Source organism: Nocardia sp. NRRL WC-3656 (assembly GCF_000720265.1).
GTDB lineage: Bacteria > Actinomycetota > Actinomycetes > Mycobacteriales > Mycobacteriaceae > Nocardia > Nocardia nova.
The window spans coordinates 285,649-302,850 of the sequence record NZ_JOJF01000001.1; the positions used below are offsets into that span (position 1 = coordinate 285,649).

The window sequence follows — 17,202 nt, forward strand, 5'->3', positions numbered from 1 at the left end:
TCCCACGCGGCCGGGCGCGTGGGACTGCTCCGATTCCGGGTCGGCGCAGCGTCGTCGGCACCCTTACATAAACTGGTGGCCATGACTGCACCCACGGTGGACTTGATGGACTATGCCGACGTCATCGACCGGTACGAGCCGGTGCTGGGCATGGAGGTGCACGTCGAACTGGGCACCGAAACCAAGATGTTCTGCGGGTGCCCGACGGCCTTCGGTGCCGAGCCGAACACACAGGTCTGCCCGGTATGTCTGGGCCTGCCGGGTTCGCTGCCGGTGGTCAACCAGCAGGCCGTCGAGTCGGCGATCCGCATCGGCCTGGCGCTGAACTGCTCGATCACCCCGTGGGGCCGGTTCGCGCGCAAGAACTACTTCTACCCGGATCAGCCGAAGAACTACCAGATCAGCCAGTACGACGAGCCGATCGCCACCGACGGCTACCTCGATGTGGTGCTCGACGACGGCTCGGTCTTCCGGGTCGACATCGAACGTGCCCACATGGAGGAGGACACCGGTAAGTCCCTGCACGTGGGCGGCGCCACCGGCCGCATCCACGGCGCGAGCCATTCGCTGCTGGACTACAACCGGGCCGGCGTGCCGCTGATCGAGATCGTCACCAAGCCGATCACCGGCGCCGGTGAACGCGCCCCCGAGGTGGCCCGCGCCTACGTCACCGCACTGCGCGATCTGCTGAAGGCGCTCGACGTCTCCGACGTCAAGATGGAGCAGGGTTCGCTGCGCTGCGACGCCAACGTGTCACTGATGGCCAAGGGCGCCGAAGAATTCGGCACGCGCACCGAGACCAAGAACGTGAACTCGCTGCGCAGCGTCGAGGTCGCGGTGCGCTACGAGATGCGCCGCCAGGGCGCGGTGCTCAGCTCCGGCGGCACCGTGATCCAGGAGACCCGCCACTTCCACGAGGGCGACGGCTCCACCTCCCCGGGCCGCGTCAAGGAAACCGCCGAGGACTACCGCTACTTCCCGGAGCCGGACCTCGAGCCGATCGCGCCGGACGCCGACTGGGTCGAGAAGCTGCGCGGCACCATCCCCGAATACCCGTGGCTGCGCCGCGCCCGCATCCAGGCCGAATGGGGTCTGGCCGACGAGGTGTTCCGCGATCTGATCAACGCCGGTGCGCTGGATCTGATCATCGCCACCGTCGACGCCGGCACCACGGTCGACGCCGCCCGCGCCTGGTGGGTCAACTACCTCACCGAGCAGGCCAAGGAGCGCGAGGTGGCGCTCGAGGATCTGCCGATCACGCCGAAGCAGGTCGCCGAGGTGGTCGCGCTGGTCGACGCGAAGACCATCAACTCCAAGGTGGCCCGCCAGGTCGTCGACTTCGTGCTGGCCGGTGAGGGCGATCCGGGACAGATCGTCGAGGCCAAGGGGCTGGGCATGGTGTCCGACGACTCCGCCCTCCAGACCGAGGTCGACAAGGCCCTGGCCGCCAACCCGGACATCGCCGACAAGATCCGCTCCGGCAAGGTCCAGGCCGCAGGCAAGATCGTCGGCGACGTCATGAAGGCCACCCGGGGCCAGGCCGACGCCGCCCGCGTCCGCGAACTGGTGCTCGCCGCCTGCGGCGCCGCCTGAGTGTGACTGTGACGAATGCCCGGTCCGGTGGGACCGGGCATTCGTCTGTGCGCGCCTAGTCCGGACCGCCGCCCGCGCCGCCCTTGGGCGGTGGGATGCGCACGATGCGGTCGTCCAGCGGGCCCGCGGCGGCGGGTTTGTTGACCGTACCCACCCAGACATTGCCGTCGCCGCCCAGCGCGGCGCCCCCGAGCGAACCGTATTTGTCCTGCGCCACCATCGTCGGGGCGGTGGTCACCGCGTGCGTGGTCGGATCGGCGTCGGCGAAGGCCAGCGCCTTGGCGCCCGACATCGAGATCGCCACGCCGTCCACGGCGGCCGCGCAGCCGCCCGCACCCGGCTTGTCCGGCCAGGTCCATGCCGTGGCGACGGCGCCGTCGGGTCCTAGGCGCTGCAGCCGGTCCTCGGTGGCGGTGCGGTCGGTGAACCAGATGGTGTCCTTGTGGTCGGGGCACACCCCGCCCGCGGTGCCGATGCCGGACGCCACCACCTTCGGATTCGCGTTACCCGGCGCCGGATCGTCGATCTCGAGCAATTTGCCCGCCAGCGATCCGGGATCGTTCGCCGCACCCGGATTGCCGGCGTCGCCGGTCAGCACCGCCAGTTTGGTCGGTGAGACGAACGCGAGCGAGCCGTGGTTTCCGTTGGCGCCCTTGGGAATTCCGGTGAGAATCGGCTTCGGATCGCCGCCCGCGCCGATACGGACGACGCGATTGTCCGAGGCGGTGGTGATGTAGGCGTAGACCAGGCCGTCCTCGCCGTAACTCGGTGAGAGCGCGACATCGCTGAGCCCGCCGTCGCCGGCCGCGTCGACATCGACCCGGGTGACCTCGAGCGGCTGCGGTGGCGCCTGGCTCGGATCGACGGCGGTGACCTTCAGGATGCGGCCGGTGGTGCGTTCGGTGACCAGCGCCTGCTGCCCGTCCGGCAGGACCGTCAGCCCGCCGGTGGTGTCCAGGCACGACACCACGACCGCGGGATCGGGATCGATACACGGCCCGGTGGGGCGCTGCCCGGTCGGCGGCGGAGTCTTCGGTTCGCTGGTCGGGCCCTGCCCCTCGGGTTCGATGGTGGGCGCGGGAGTGAACGGTTTGGACGCGGAATCGTCGAAGCGAGCACAGCCGACCACCAGGCCGGCGGTGACGGCGAGGATCGACGCGACACGGCCGACGACAACCACACTCATTGCCCAAACGTTACGGAAATACCGCCGCGCGCGCTCGCAGGGGTCCGGACCACACCGCGCGGGCTGTCCCGGCGGCTACGGTTCGTGCTGGCGAGGCGCGCCGCGGGACCGGCCGGGCGGGGCTGACACGCCGGGAACAGACCACGCGCCCACGCGTTTGGCGTCATACTCTGTGCCCGTGACGGACAAGCCGAATCAAACACCGGAATCGAATCAGCCGTCGGGGCGGCCGTCGGGCTCCGGACCGACGGCGGGCAGCCCCTACGACAATCCGACCGGCGAATTCCCCTCGGTGAAACCCGCGGTGGGCAAGGATGTTCCGCGGACCGAAGACGATCTCGGCCTGGACCCGGACGTACCGTCCGCGGGTGCCGAGCACACCGGCGCCACGAAGAGGACGCAGCACACCGGCGCCGCAGCCGCCGGCGCTACCGCCGCGAGCGCAGCGCACCCCGGCACCGAGCACCCCGGTACCGAACATGCCGGCGCTGATCACCCCGGCACCGAACATCCCGGCACCGAGCATCCTGACACCGTGCCGCCCGGCGCCGAGCCCGCAGCCTCGGAAGCGCCCACCTACGCCTTCGCCACCATTCCGCCCGCGCGGGCCAACGGCGAAACCGAGCGGCTGCGTCGCCCGCGCGAATATCGCCGCGGCACACTGGATCTGGGTCTGCTGGGCCTGCGCCTGACCGTCGGCCTCACCTTCCTCTACCACGGCCTGCAGAAGCTGGCGGGCTGGTTCCACGGCCCCGGTCTGGACGGCACCCGGCACATGCTCGAGCAGGGCGGCTGGAAGCACATCGAGCTGTCCACCGCGATGCTCACCGTGTCCGAGGTCGGTGGCGGCGCGCTGATCATCCTCGGTCTGGCCACTCCGCTCGCGGCCGGCGCCGTCCTGGCCTCGATCTCGACCGCGTGGCTGTGGAAGCAGGGCATGGCTCCCGACTTCCAGTACCGCCCGGTCGAATTGGAGTCGATCCTCGCCGGCGCGGCGGCGTCGCTGATCCTCACCGGCCCCGGCCGCCTGTCGTTCGACCGCAACCGCGGCTGGGCCGTCCGCCCGTCGTGGGGTTCGTTCGTCTGCCTGGTCCTGGCGCTCGGGGCAGCGGCCGCTGGGTGGATTTTCCTGCACGGCGGCAACCCGTTCGTGGGAATCTTCTGAACCGTGCGTGATTCCGCAATACCGAGTTACCGAGCGATCGAACGCCTGATCGCCGACTACGCCCTCCTGGTCGACCAGGGCGATTTCGCAGGCGTCGGCGCCCTGTTCGCCACGGGCTCCTTCGGGTCCAGCGCCGGAATGATCGAGGGCAGTGCCGCCGTGGAAAAGATGCTGTCCGGCACCGTGATCCGCTACGACGACGGCACTCCCCGCACGAAACACCTGGTCACCAACCTGGTGATCGAGGTCGACGAGGCCGAGGACACCGCGACCGGCAGGTCGTACTTCACCGTCCTGCAGGCCACCCCCGACCTACCGCTGCAACCCATCGTCAGCGGCCGCTACGACGACCGCTTCCACCGCCCCGCCGGACAGTGGGCATTCGCACAACGTGCGGTCACCATGGACCTCATCGGCGACGTCAGCCACCACCTGCGCGGATAACTCCGCGCCCCATTGACGTTCGAACGGAAACGGCCGCTCCGATCGGAGCGGCCGTTCTCGTCTGCCGGCGTAGTTCAAAAGCTAGGGCACGCGGCGCACGGCGCCCTTGTCTGCGGAGGTCGCGAGTGCGGCGTACGCACGCAGCGCGGTGGTGATCGGCCGATCACGCTGGACCGGCTGCCACGGCCGCTCCCGCGCCTCCATCTTGGCGCGGCGCTCTGCGAGCACCTCGTCGTCGACCAGCAGTTCGAGCGCGCGGGTGTGCACGTCGATGCGGATGCGGTCGCCGTTCTCGATCAGGCCGATGGCGCCACCGCTGGCCGCCTCGGGGGAGATGTGCCCGATGGACAGGCCGGAGGTGCCGCCGGAGAAGCGGCCGTCGGTGATCAGCGCGCACACCTTGCCCAGGCCGAGGCCCTTGAGGAACGAGGTGGGGTGCAGCATCTCCTGCATACCGGGGCCGCCGGCGGGGCCCTCGTACCGGATCACGACGACGTCGCCGGGGGTGATCTTCTTGCCGAGGATCGCCGAGACCGCATCTTCCTGGGATTCCAGCACCACGGCCGGTCCTTCGAAGGTGAACAGGTCCTCGTCGATACCGGCGGTTTTCAGGATGGCGCCGTCCAGGGCGATATTGCCCCGCAGCACGCACAGCCCGCCCTCGACGGTGTAGGCGTGCGCGATATCGCGAATGCAGCCGCCCTCGGCGTCGGTGTCCAGCGAGGACCAGCGGTTCTCGGTGGAGAACGGCACGGTGGTCCGCACTCCGCCGGGCGCGGCGTGGAACAGTTCGATCGCTTCGTCGGAAGCCTTGCCGGAGCGGATGTCCCAGGTGTCGAGCCACTCGTCGAGGGTGGCGGTGTGCACGGTGGTCACATCGGTTTCCAGCAGTCCGCCGCGGCGCAGTTCGCCCAGGATGGCGGGAATGCCACCGGCGCGGTGCACATCTTCCATGTGGTAGTCGGAGTTGGGGGAGACCTTCGACAGGCAGGGCACCCGGCGGGAGATCTCGTCGATGGTGGTGAGGTCGAAATCGATCTCGCCTTCCTGGGCGGCGGCCAGGGTGTGCAGCACTGTATTGGTGGAACCGCCCATCGCGACGTCGAGGGCCATCGCGTTGCGGAAGGCCTTGGCGTTGGCCACGTTTCGCGGCAGGACGGATTCGTCGTCGTCGCGGTACCAGCGGTTGGCGATCTCGACGACGGTGCTGCCGGCCCGCTCGAACAGCGCGCGCCGCGCCGCGTGGGTGGCGAGGGTGGAACCGTTGCCTGGCAGCGCGAGGCCCAGTGCCTCGGTGAGGCAGTTCATCGAGTTCGCGGTGAACATGCCGGAACAGGAGCCGCAGGTCGGGCAGGCGCTGCGCTCGACCTCGCTCAGCCCCTCGTCGCTGACCTCGGTGGAGGCGCTGGCGGCGATCGCGGTGATCAGATCGGTCGGCGCCTGCGCCACACCGCCGACGACCACGGCCTTGCCTGCCTCCATCGGACCGCCGGAGACGAACACGGTCGGGATGTCGAGCCGCATGGCGGCATTCAGCATGCCGGGAGTGATCTTGTCGCAGTTGGAGATACACACCAGCGCGTCGGCGGTGTGCGCGTTGACCATGTATTCGACCGAGTCCGCGATGATTTCGCGGCTGGGCAGCGAGTAGAGCATACCGCCGTGACCCATCGCGATCCCGTCGTCGACGGCGATGGTGTGGAATTCGCGCGGCACACCACCGGCGGCGCGCACCGCGTCGGCGACGATCTCGCCGACATCCTTCAGATGCACGTGGCCGGGCACGAATTGGGTGTAGGAGTTCGCGATCGCGACGATCGGCTTACCGAAATCGGAGTCGGTCAGGCCGGTGGCCCGCCAGAGTGCGCGTGCGCCTGCGGCATTGCGTCCGGCGGTGGTGGTGCGTGAGCGAAGCGGTGGCATGAATTCGGTCCTCGGTGGTCGGCGCGGTGGCCGGAGCGGCTCTACTCGGGCAGGGCTCTGCTCGTCGGTGCTCATCGTCCGGTGGGTCGCCGGGGCCGGGGCCGAGGGCTGGTCGGCCGCCGTGCGGAGCGTCTCTTCGGCGAGTGGTGTCGTCGGCAGAGGTGTCTGTTCGCAAGAGCAGAGTGTCTGTTCGGCGCTTCAACGTTACTCCCGCCACCGGAGCGTGCTCACCGGAGGCGGGTGGTCGTGCGGCCGCGGGGTGGCGCGGCGGCACGACGCACGTCGAGCCGGTCCGAGCGGCCGTCACCGGGTGGGGTCTCGACCACGAACCCGCACCGCGACGCGATGATCGCGGCGACTGCGCCCCGAGTGGGGACGTAGTCAGGGCAGCATCGCGAAAGCGCGGATTTGTTCCCCGAGTTCGAGGTTGGGGGTGAGAGTGTGAAACATCCCACTCGAGGGAGGGGCCGCTCAGTCCTCCGTGGAGGTGTCCGGCTTGTCAGCGGCTTCGGTCGACGAGTTGTCCGCGGCGCCGGATTCGGTGGCCTCGCCGGTGCTCTGGCCGCTCGTCTCCTCCGTGTCCGCCGCGCTCTTCTCCGGCCCCGCGAACGGATCCGGAATCCGCCCGTCCGATGCCGCGACCAGATCCTTCAGCCGGTCGTAGCTCACCGCCGGCAGGGCCACCTCGGAGTCGTCGCTCAGATGCGCTCGCATCCAGCCGCGCTTGGGGATCCGCAGTCCCTGGATCTGCGACCAGTCGAGGTGCCGGGAGCCGAAGGTCGTGCGCAGGTCGAGTCCGCTCGCCGATACCGTGGTGCGGGACCGCTCCACCCACCACGCGACCGCGGCCGGGATGAGAAACAGGATCCACAGCACCGCGGGCCAGCCGAAGAACGGGAACGCCGCGCAGAACAGCAGAATGAACACCCCGAGGTGCGCGAGCCGGGGGATATGGATCACACGCCCCGTATCGGTTCCGCCCTCGGCGGTGTGGGACGATTGAGCTGGTGGCACGGACTGCTGCGGCGATGACACACCCCCATCCTCGCATCATGGTGAAGCGACACTCGAACCGCCCCGTCTCACATAATGAGACACCGCACGTCAAGTAATTTGACTCATCGACTCTCGCGCGCATACCGTCGAGCGCGTGAATCGAAACGAGCTTCTCGTAATCGGCCGGCGCGTCCAGCGCTGAGCCTGACGACTCGAGGTCGACTACGTCAGCTCGCAACTGCGACGCGCCACCCTCGCTCAGCCATCGGCTGACGGGGGCTTTTTTGTGTTCGGACAAGTTGTGTTCATGGCTTCGGAGGTCGCTCGAGCGCCGCGCAGGCGCCGCGTGACAGCGAAGCGGTGAACGACAAGCAGTAAGGAAAAAGACGGTGAGCGCACCAACTGCACGGCCCGGGCCCTCGGCCCGCAGGCCAGCGCCTTCGGCCTCCCAGCCGACCCCCGCGGCTGCCGCCGCGGCCGGAAACCGCCGCCAGGTCCCGCCCGAGAAGGTGACCGGCGCCCAGTCCGTCGTCCGCTCCCTCGAGGAGCTCGGCGTCGACACGGTATTCGGCATTCCGGGTGGTGCGATTCTCCCCGTCTACGACCCGCTCTTCGATTCCACCCGCGTGCGCCACGTCCTGGTCCGGCACGAGCAGGGCGCCGGTCACGCTGCGACCGGTTACGCCCAGGCCACCGGCAAGGTCGGTGTGTGTATGGCCACATCCGGTCCGGGTGCGACCAACCTGGTCACCCCGATCGCGGACGCGCAGATGGATTCGGTGCCGCTGGTGGCGATCACCGGACAGGTCGGCCGCGGCCTGATCGGTACCGACGCCTTCCAGGAAGCCGACATCTCCGGCATCACCATGGCGTGCACCAAGCACAACTTCCTGGTCAACGACGCCATCGACATTCCGCGCATCATCGCCGAGGCGTTCCACCTGGCCTCGTCGGGCCGTCCGGGCGCGGTGCTGGTCGACATCCCGAAGGATGTGCTGCAGGCGCAGACCACCTTCAGCTGGCCGCCGGAGATGCGGCTGCCCGGCTACCGTCCGGTGACCAAGCCGCACGGCAAGCAGGTGCGTGAGGCCGCGCGGATGATCGCCGAGGCCAAGGCGCCCGTGCTCTATGTCGGCGGCGGCGTGATCAAGGCCGATGCCTCGCCCGAGCTGCTGGAACTGGCCGAGCTCACCGGCATCCCGGTGGTCACCACCCTGATGGCGCGCGGCGCGTTCCCCGACAGCCACACCCTCAACATGGGTATGCCCGGTATGCACGGCACCGTGGGAGCCGTTGCGGCCCTGCAGAAGTCGGACCTGCTGATCACGCTGGGCGCCCGCTTCGACGACCGCGTCACCGGCCAGCTGGACTCCTTCGCCCCGCACGCGAAGGTGATCCACGCCGATATCGACCCCGCCGAGATCGGCAAGAATCGCCACGCGGATGTGCCGATCGTGGGTGACTGCCGCGAGGTCATCACCGAACTGATCGAGACCCTGAAGTCCGATCCGGCCTTCACCAACGCCGAGGCGCCGCTGCTGGACCTGGAGTCCTGGTGGACCTACCTCGACGGTGTGCGCAAGCAGTACCCGCTCGGCTACGGCCCCACCTCCGACGGCTCGCTGTCGCCGGAGTACGTCATCGAGACCCTGGGCCGACTGGCCGGGCCCGATGCCATCTATGTCGCCGGTGTCGGCCAGCACCAGATGTGGGCCGCGCAGTTCGTCAAGTACGAGAAGCCGCGCACCTGGCTGAACTCCGGTGGTCTGGGCACCATGGGCTACGCCGTGCCCGCGGCGATGGGCGCCAAGATGGGCGCGCCGGACAAAGAGGTGTGGGCGGTCGACGGTGACGGCTGCTTCCAGATGACCAACCAGGAGCTCGCGACCTGTGCCGTCGAGGGCGTGCCGATCAAGGTCGCGCTGATCAACAACGGCAACCTGGGCATGGTCCGGCAGTGGCAGACCCTGTTCTACGAGAAGCGCTACTCCAACACCGACCTGGGCACCCACACCCTGCGCATCCCCGATTTCGTGAAGCTCGCCGAAGCGCTGGGCTGCCACGGCATCCGGGTGGAGAAGGAAGAGGACGTCGAGGCCGCGATCCGCGAGGCGCAGTCGATCAACGACCGCCCCGTGGTGATCGACTTCATCGTCGGCAAGGACGCGCAGGTGTGGCCGATGGTCGCCGCCGGCACCTCCAACGACGAGATCATGGCAGCGCGCGGCATCCGCCCGCTGTTCGACGAGGACGAGCAGGCCTCCGAGCCGGCCGTCATCCATGAGGCCATGTCCCACGACAAGGCGACCCTGGCGGCGCACGAACGGGCCTCGCAGAAGGAGACCAACCTGTGAGCACGACCCATACCCTCAGCGTGCTGGTGGAGGACAAACCCGGCGTGCTGGCCCGGGTGGCGAGTCTGTTCTCCCGGCGTGGATTCAATATCGAATCCCTGGCCGTGGGTGGCACCGAAGTTCCGGACATCTCGCGGATGACCATCGTCGTCACCGTGGAGGATCTGCCGCTGGAACAGGTGACCAAGCAGCTCAACAAGTTGGTGAACGTCATCAAGATCGTGGAGCAGGACGCCGGCGCCTCGGTGGCCCGCGAGCTGATCCTGGTGAAGGTGCGCGCCGATGCCAGCGTGCGCACCCAGGTGATCGAATCGGCCAACCTGTTCCGGGCTAAGGTCATCGACGTGTCGCCCGACGCGCTGACCATCGAGGCGACCGGCACCCGGTCCAAGCTCGAGGCGCTGCTGCGGATGCTGGAACCGTACGGCATCCGTGAGATCGTGCAGTCCGGCGTGGTGGCCGTCGGCCGCGGGCCGAAGTCCATCACCGCGACCCGCTAACACTTATTCAGAAGAATCAACGAAGGGACACAACCACAGTGGCAGTCGAGATGTTCTACGACGACGACGCCGACCTGTCGATCATCCAGGGCCGCAAGGTCGCCGTGATCGGCTACGGCTCCCAGGGCCACGCACACTCGCTGAGCCTGCGTGACTCCGGCGTCGAGGTGCGCATCGGCCTCAAGGAAGGCTCCAAGTCGCGGGCCAAGGCCGAAGAGGCCGGCCTGACCGTCGGCACTCCCGCCGAGGTCTCGGAGTGGGCGGACGTCATCATGCTGCTCGCCCCCGACACCGCGCAGGCCAAGATCTTCACCGAGGACATCGAGCCGAACCTGAAGGACGGCGACGCCCTGTTCTTCGGCCACGGCCTCAACATCCACTTCGGCCTGATCAAGCCTCCGGCCAACGTGACCATCGGCATGGTCGCCCCCAAGGGCCCCGGCCACCTGGTGCGCCGCCAGTTCGTCGACGGCAAGGGCGTTCCGGCCTTGATCGCCATCGACCAGGACCCGAAGGGTGAGGGTCAGGTCCTGGCGCTGTCCTACGCCAAGGGCATCGGCGGCACCCGCGCCGGCGTCATCAAGACCACCTTCAAGGAGGAGACCGAGACCGACCTGTTCGGTGAGCAGGCCGTCCTCTGCGGTGGTACCGAAGAGCTGGTCAAGACCGGTTTCGAGGTTATGGTCGAGGCCGGCTACGCGCCGGAGATGGCCTACTTCGAGGTGCTGCACGAGCTGAAGCTGATCGTCGACCTGATGTACGAGGGCGGCATCGCCCGCATGAACTACTCGGTCTCCGACACCGCCGAGTTCGGTGGCTACCTGTCGGGCCCGCGGGTCATCGACGCCGACACCAAGGAGCGCATGAAGGCGATCCTGAAGGACATCCAGGACGGCACCTTCGTCAAGCGCCTGGTCGCCAACGTCGAGGGCGGCAACAAGGAGCTCGAGAGCCTGCGCAAGCAGAACGCCGAGCACCCGATCGAGGTCACCGGCAAGAAGCTGCGCGACCTGATGAGCTGGGTCGACCGGCCGATCACCGAAACCGCGTAAGGTTTCACACCCGAACGACCCGCTGGGCAGTGTGCCCGGCGGGTCGTCGTGTATGTAGGGCCGCTCGCCCGCGCCGGTTCCCGGTGCTGTCTCGGCGGTCGCTGCTAGCTCCCGGCGTCCACGGTGGCCGCTGCCGCCCACAACACCGGCGACTCCTCGACGGCGCCGGTCTCGCGCCAGGCGGTGAGCCGCTCCCGCTGCCAATTCGCCAGGGCGGCAACCGGTTCGGCCTGTTCGTGTGCGGCGTCGACCGCGCAGATGACATCCTGCAGCGGCGTCGCGGTGGCGCCGGCGAACCGTTCGAATGCCAGGTCGGTGGGCAGCGGCCAGCGGGTGGCGGTGACCAGTTCGGCGCCGCCGTGGATCATCGCGGCGACCAAGCCCAGTGCCTCGGTGAAGCGCAGGTCGCCGCCGCTCTCGCACGCGATCAGCGCGACTCGGCTCGGGATCGGCCAGAGTTGCGGTCCCGCAACGGGTTCGGGCTCGAGCGTATGAGTACCCAGCAGCAGATCCTTGGCCGACAGCGGGCGATGCGTGCGCAGCGGCCGGGCGAAACCGGTGGTGTCGGCGGTGCAGGCGAGGTGCAGTCCGGCGTTCTCGCTCAGACCGGATTCCGGACGTTCGGCGGTGACATGGCCGACATAGAGCAGCCGGGCGGCCCCGTTCCGCAGTAGCGCGCTCAGGCCGGCCCGGTCGAGATCGGTGCGCCGGAAGGCGCGCAGCGGGTCGTCGATCAGCGGTCGAAATCGCTGTCGCGCAACATATTCGGATACCCGCTCGGTGAGTGGCGAGCTGGAGTTCATCCGCCCGAGCACCGAACCGAGTTCGGAATCGGCCCGGAATCCGGGCACGCGCGGATCGAGCACCGCGACCACGGGCAGCGCATGGTCGTCGGCCCATCGGCGCGCGGTGCGGCCGGGCGCGTGGACGATGCTCGCCGGTGCGAGCAGGCTGAGATCCGCGATCTCGATCAGCCGCAGGGCCGGATCGGGGGCGATGATCTCCCACGGCAGCTGCGCGACCCGCGGTGACGGCTGCAGCCGGATATGCGGGCGGATTCCGCGCACGAGCAGGTCGTGCAGTTGGATCGCGAGCGCCTGCGGAAGCAGCGCACGGCTGAGTGCCTGCGCCAGTGCGTATTCCGATTCGCGATCGGCGAAAGCACCTGTGGTGAGCGCCTGTTCGAGTCCGCCGGGACGAGCGGGATCGGGCAGCGCCGCCGCGAGCCGGCGCACCGCGGCGTCGATGTCGGCGCCGGGCAGCATGGCCACACCCGCGCTCGCGGTATCCCCGAGCCAGCGCCAGGACATGTACAGATCGCCCGCATCGGCCATCCGCACGATCACCGTCGGTCGCGCACCGGGTGCCTCGTTCATATCGCCAGTACCCGATCGTCCCGGACGGTCCGGCCGTACCGGTGTTCGGCGGCGGTGATGTAGGTGTCCAAGGCGATGTGACCATCCGGGGACACCGACAGCCGTGGCGGTGGCGAGACGGGCAACCCGGCCGCGGCGGCAACCTGGGCCAGCGCCGAGCCCAGCTGCAGGGAACCGGCGCCGGAACCGTCGAGTGCGTCGCCGGGTGCCGGTATCGGGTCGAACGGAAGTCTCGGCGGTCCGCTGTCGGCGGCGGTATTGCTGTCGAAAGAAGTTCCAGCGCATACGGTTTCGACCAGATCGGCGATCAGCTCGCCGTTACCGCACAGGTAGGCGAAGCGGAACGCGAGTCGCACGGCGGGCGCGGCCATCTCACGGTTCCACCGCTCCCGCTGGGTTCCGTTGGTGAAGCTGTAGCGCACCGCGTCGATGGCGATGGCGGAGGTGACGGCCAGATCCCGAGCCAGGGCGAGTACCTCCGCGGGCGGCGGCGTGACCATATCGCCGATGAGCGATTCCCACAGCGCGGCATGCCAGTAGTCGACCCGCGCGCACTGCAGGCCGAGCCCGCGCACGGCGTAGATCTCGTACGCGGCCGCGAGCTGTGCTTGTCCCTCATCGACTCGGCCGTGCGCGAAATCCAATGTCGCCAAACGGATTCGAATGCCCGCGGTTTCGAGCGCGGCCCCGGATTGCTCGAACGATGTCAGCGCCCGGCGATACAGCTGTTCGACGTGGTCGAGGTCGCCGTGCCGTTCGGCGAGATAGCCCATCAGCTGCAGCCCCAGTCCGGCGCGGTAGCCGAGGCCGGCCCGTTCGACATACTGCTGGGCGGCACGAAGATGCGGCTCGGCGTCGTCGGGGCGGCCCAGCCGGGCGTACATCATCGCGAGCGTCTGCCGGGATTCGGCCGCCGCGTTCCCGTCGCCGGCCGCCTCGAATGCGGCGAGGGACTGGTGGGCGAAGTCGAGCCCGAGCTCGCCGCGACCGGATTCGAAGTGGGCGGCCGCGAGATTGCCGAGCGGGTAGCCGCGCAGCTGCGACGCGAAGCGCGTGGCGAACTCGAGTGATTCGGTGGCCAGCTCGATCGCCCGCGCCCACTGACTGCGATGCATCGCGACGGCGGTGAGCGAGACCATGCACGACACCTGCAACGTCGACAGTTCACGGTGGCCGGTGAGGAGGTCGCGCGCCTGTTCCAACGCCGTGTGCGCGGCGTCGAGATCACCCACGTGCTGCAGTGCCTGCGAATAGTTGACGAGCGTGGATGCGCGCTTTTCCGTCGCGTCGCCGGGGATTTCGGTGAGCGCGGCGCGGAATCCGGTGATGGCGCCCGCGTGGTCGCCGAGTTCGTCGCGCATACTCGCCGCATTGACCAGAGCGCTGACCCGGACGCCGCCGGTGGTGATGTGTGCGGCGTGCTCGAATATTCGCAGGGCCTCGGTAACCTCGCCGCGGGCGTAGGCTGCGGCGCCCTCGTGGAGCAGTTCGAGGCCGGGCGGGGGAGTGTCGGCCATCAGAAGTCCGTATCCGATGCGGCGGCCACGCGCTCGGCCTCGAGCAGCAGCCCGGACCGATCGGGCGAGCGCAATCGCGCCACGACGAATTCCCTGAGCCGCTGCCGCTGTGCCGGGCCGTACCCACTGTCCGCCGCGCCGATGGCAGGCCCGACGCCGGGCACGTAGATATCCACGCGCACAACATTGTCCGCGTCGATGGGCGCCCCACCGACCCAGGTATCACCGTTCGGCTGCAGCCCGAACTCTGTCGGCGCGGCGGTGGTCACCACGCGAGCCCGGGGCCACAGATGCCCGGGCAGAGCGACATCGAGGTCCGGCGCCGCCGCCGCGCGCACTTCGACCGACGTGCTGCCGGACTCTCTGGTCAGACGCCACGAGACGGCGAATTCCGAGGCATCCAGCACGCCGGGGGGACACCGGCGCCAATCCCAGCCCGAGGTGCCGGTGGCCAACACCAATCCGGTGCGCCCGGGACCGGCGGGACCGGCCGCCAAGGCATAGTCCTGCAGGCGCGCCGCAGTCGTATCGAACGGGGGAGCCACCGGCGACGGTTGTGCGTCGGCCCCGTCGACGATCGATTCGCAGACTTCGGTGAGAGACTCGATGTCCCCGCCGAGCACCTCGGAATCGAGTGCGGGGATGCCGTCGATGGTGGAGGCGGGCCACCAGTGCGCGGCCCAGTGCGCATAGCCGAGTTGCCGTGCGGCCTCGGCCAATTCGGGACGGGCGGGCGTCGCGAGCAGCTCTTCCGACCGGCCGTCGGCGACAGCGAGTGCCACCGGTTCGCCGTACACTGCCCACAGCCACTCCTGTGCGGCATCCGGATCGTGCAGCACCGCCGCCGGAACTGTCTGCTCGGACAGCAAACCCCACGACATTTGACCGCCGATCACCTCGAGAACCAGCGTATCGAGTCCGGGCATCGCGTCGTGGACGGTGGGAGCACCGGCCGGTGAGATGACGACGACCTCGTCGTCACTGTGCAGGAATACGTTCTCGGGCATCATCCCGCCCTCGATTCCAGCGAATCATCCATGTTTGCAAAGGAATTGGCGGTCAGTGCCTTCCGCACCCGGGCTCGGTGATCGAGGATGACCGAGCGTGCGACCCCGTCGAGCAGATCCCACAGCTCGGCTGTCTCCGGCGCGGTCGGTGACATGGATGCGCCGCGAACATCGCGGCCGTGCAGGCGAACCCACAGCCGCCGCAGATACGAACGCCAGGGACGGCGAAGCTCGGCCGCGATCACGGCGAGCGGATCGGACGGCTCCCCGGTGTCGTGCACGGCGAGGCGGCGTGCCTGCAGTACATACGCCTCGCGCCGCCACCTCCCGTTGATCGCCCGATGCGCGGCGGTGCTGCCGCGCAGGACAGAAATGCCTTGGCGTGCAGAATCTTTCGTCTCCATGTCGCCGCCGCTCGAGGCCACCGGCTCGCTATCGGGCGACCCACCGGTTCCGGTGACAGGCGCGAGCCCCCGTGCCAGTGCCACTCCCGCCGCGGCTGTCACCCGGAGTGATTCGTCGAGCAACGCCCACGGCGCGCAACTCCGGGCGATCTCCTCGGTCACCAGTTCCGGGATCGTAGGCAGGTCCGAGCGCTCGGTGGAGGCCTGCAACACCGTGAAGACACGTTCGTAGATGGTGCGGTCGAACGGCAGCGCCAGTGTCGCGGTCGATGCCCCGGTGCCGAGCGCGGGGGCGACCGGCAGGCGGTGCACGGTCAGGCCCAGCTCCTGTGCCGAGTCTTCGGAATCATTGTGCCACAGTGCAATTCCGGTGTGCGTCCCTGCTCGCTCCGTGATCAGGGTGCGCAGTTCCCGGGCGGCATCGTCGGCTCGGGCGGTGGCGCACGAATCGAGTAGTGCGGCGAGGGCGGTGGTGTGGTCGGCGATCGCGGGCGCGGAATGCGGTCGCCGGCGCCACGCGGTATCGATCAGCGCCGCGAGTTCGCCGGCCGTGGACCGATCGGTGAGATGGTCCTTCAACGCCTGCGTGGTGCGCCCGGCCGTGAGGTGATGGATGTCGTGCAATGTGGCTGTGGCGGTGGGCCGGTCGCGTACCGGATCCGGTGCCCCGGACACCGTCGCCAGTTCGAAACAGCGCTGGAAGTACAGGTCCTGCGGATTGCCGTCGGTGATGCGCAATGCCCGTCGGACCTGCTTGAGGAGGGTGAACCAGGCCGCGGTCGCGCGCAGGACATCGGCGGCGGCATGGACGCGGGCGGCGAGCAGCGTGGCGCCGTCCGCGGTGAGTATCGGCCCGGCGCAGGCGGGGTGCTGGACAGGCCGGATCACCAGCGGGTCGAGGATCAGTTTCACGGTGCGGCGCAACGGTGCGCCCTGGGCGCCGCTGAGCGCCTCGACGCCCTCGATACCGCGCCACACCCCGTCGAGCACCATGGCGCGCGGTCGTCGCATTCGGTCAGATTAACCGACCGCCGCTGCCGCTGCCCGGGCCCGAAACCTGGGATCGGTAGGCGGCGAACCGTTCCTACTTTGTGAACAACGGCCCGATCACAGGGCCGGACTCACCGAGAACGAAGGAACGAACACCATGCGTACCAAGCAGATCCGGATCGCCGCCGCCACCCTCGCCGCCGCCGGTCTCACCCTGGCCCTCGGCGCCTGCGGCGACGACTCCGGCACCGCCGCCCCGGCATCGACCACCGCGGCGCCCGCGACCCAGGCCCCCTCGGGCGGCAAGTCGGCGGCCCTCGTCGACGGCAAGGCGCTGAGCGCGAACTTCGACACCACCTGCGCCCAGCACGCCGGAACCCTCGCACTGGCACTGAACGATGCCGCCAACTCCACCTACGGCCGGCTGACCGTCAGCGCCACCCTGACCGCGGGCGGCGACACCGTGCAGGCCGTCGCCATCGGCGGCAGCAAGGGCGGCGCCTCCGGTATGCCGTATGCCGTCGGCTTCGGCAACGGCCAGCCCGGCGGCTCGGCCACCGTCAGCAAGGACGGCAAGACCTACAAGATCACCGGTGAGGGCGTCGCCGCCCCGGATATGACCAACCCGATGGCCGGCCCCGCCACCGCGAAGTTCGAGCTCACCTTCGCCTGCCCCACCATCGTCAACGGCTGAG

At 69.1% G+C, this 17,202-nt stretch carries 14 protein-coding genes; 7 read left to right on the forward strand and 7 right to left on the reverse strand.

Annotation, left to right across the window (positions count from 1 at the left end):
• Positions 1-81 precede the first annotated feature (81 nt).
• Complete coding sequence (gatB, locus tag IG65_RS0101375; RefSeq protein WP_030512946.1) at positions 82-1,593, forward strand: Asp-tRNA(Asn)/Glu-tRNA(Gln) amidotransferase subunit GatB; 1,512 nt, start codon at positions 82-84, stop codon at positions 1,591-1,593.
• A gap of 55 nt (positions 1,594-1,648) precedes the next feature.
• Here gatB and IG65_RS0101380 read toward each other — a convergent pair whose 3' ends face one another.
• Positions 1,649-2,779 (reverse strand): sorbosone dehydrogenase family protein, encoded by a 1,131-nt coding sequence (locus tag IG65_RS0101380; RefSeq protein ID WP_030512947.1) that lies wholly within the window; start codon positions 2,777-2,779, stop codon positions 1,649-1,651.
• Positions 2,780-2,957: 178 nt separating this feature from the next.
• On the opposite strand from IG65_RS0101380, the gene IG65_RS0101385 reads away from it, so the two are divergent.
• Together IG65_RS0101385 and IG65_RS0101390 are read left to right on the forward strand one after the other, a co-directional pair.
• Positions 2,958-3,944 (forward strand): DoxX family protein, encoded by a 987-nt coding sequence (locus tag IG65_RS0101385; RefSeq protein WP_030512948.1) that lies wholly within the window; start codon positions 2,958-2,960, stop codon positions 3,942-3,944.
• Positions 3,945-3,947: 3 nt separating this feature from the next.
• Entirely contained in the window at positions 3,948-4,388 is a 441-nt protein-coding gene (locus IG65_RS0101390; RefSeq protein WP_081879182.1) for a nuclear transport factor 2 family protein, read from the forward strand.
• Positions 4,389-4,469: 81 nt separating this feature from the next.
• On the opposite strand, the gene ilvD is transcribed toward IG65_RS0101390, so the two are convergent.
• Both ilvD and IG65_RS34255 read right to left on the reverse strand, forming a co-directional pair.
• On the reverse strand, positions 4,470-6,311 hold the full coding sequence (ilvD, locus tag IG65_RS0101395) for a dihydroxy-acid dehydratase (protein ID WP_030512950.1): 1,842 nt from the start codon (positions 6,309-6,311) through the stop codon (positions 4,470-4,472).
• Between the two features lie 471 nt (positions 6,312-6,782).
• Positions 6,783-7,346: a PH domain-containing protein gene (locus IG65_RS34255; protein WP_030512951.1), complete on the reverse strand. Its 564-nt coding sequence runs from the start codon at positions 7,344-7,346 to the stop codon at positions 6,783-6,785.
• A gap of 350 nt (positions 7,347-7,696) precedes the next feature.
• On the opposite strand from IG65_RS34255, the gene IG65_RS0101405 reads away from it, so the two are divergent.
• The 3 genes from IG65_RS0101405 to ilvC are packed head-to-tail and all read left to right on the forward strand — an operon-like array spanning position 7,697 to position 11,213.
• Positions 7,697-9,661 carry an acetolactate synthase large subunit gene (locus IG65_RS0101405; RefSeq protein ID WP_030512952.1) on the forward strand — a complete coding sequence of 655 codons (1,965 nt, stop codon included), beginning with the start codon at positions 7,697-7,699 and terminating at the stop codon, positions 9,659-9,661.
• Positions 9,658-10,161, forward strand: coding sequence for an acetolactate synthase small subunit (ilvN, locus tag IG65_RS0101410; RefSeq protein ID WP_030512953.1), 504 nt, complete (start codon positions 9,658-9,660; stop codon positions 10,159-10,161). The genes IG65_RS0101405 and ilvN overlap by 4 nt, the downstream gene beginning before the upstream one ends.
• Before the next feature lie 50 nt (positions 10,162-10,211).
• Positions 10,212-11,213 carry a ketol-acid reductoisomerase gene (gene ilvC, locus IG65_RS0101415; RefSeq protein WP_030512954.1) on the forward strand — a complete coding sequence of 334 codons (1,002 nt, stop codon included), beginning with the start codon at positions 10,212-10,214 and terminating at the stop codon, positions 11,211-11,213.
• Between the two features lie 104 nt (positions 11,214-11,317).
• Here ilvC and IG65_RS0101420 read toward each other — a convergent pair whose 3' ends face one another.
• Genes IG65_RS0101420 through IG65_RS0101435 form a run of 4 tightly spaced genes read right to left on the reverse strand, consistent with a single transcriptional unit; the run spans position 11,318 to position 16,510 of the window.
• On the reverse strand, positions 11,318-12,589 hold the full coding sequence (locus IG65_RS0101420) for a CHAT domain-containing protein (protein WP_030512955.1): 1,272 nt from the start codon (positions 12,587-12,589) through the stop codon (positions 11,318-11,320).
• Positions 12,586-14,106 (reverse strand): lipopolysaccharide assembly protein LapB, encoded by a 1,521-nt coding sequence (locus IG65_RS0101425; RefSeq protein ID WP_030512956.1) that lies wholly within the window; start codon positions 14,104-14,106, stop codon positions 12,586-12,588. Before IG65_RS0101425 ends, IG65_RS0101420 begins: the two co-directional genes overlap by 4 nt.
• On the reverse strand, positions 14,106-15,113 hold the full coding sequence (locus tag IG65_RS0101430; RefSeq protein ID WP_051755110.1) for a hypothetical protein: 1,008 nt from the start codon (positions 15,111-15,113) through the stop codon (positions 14,106-14,108). The genes IG65_RS0101425 and IG65_RS0101430 overlap by 1 nt, the downstream gene beginning before the upstream one ends.
• On the reverse strand, positions 15,113-16,510 hold the full coding sequence (locus IG65_RS0101435) for a hypothetical protein (RefSeq protein ID WP_030512958.1): 1,398 nt from the start codon (positions 16,508-16,510) through the stop codon (positions 15,113-15,115). Before IG65_RS0101435 ends, IG65_RS0101430 begins: the two co-directional genes overlap by 1 nt.
• A 154-nt stretch (positions 16,511-16,664) precedes the next feature.
• Here IG65_RS0101435 and IG65_RS0101440 point away from each other — a divergent pair, with 154 nt between their 5' ends.
• Entirely contained in the window at positions 16,665-17,201 is a 537-nt protein-coding gene (locus IG65_RS0101440; RefSeq protein WP_030512959.1) for a lipoprotein LpqH, read from the forward strand.
• Position 17,202 lies beyond the last annotated feature (1 nt).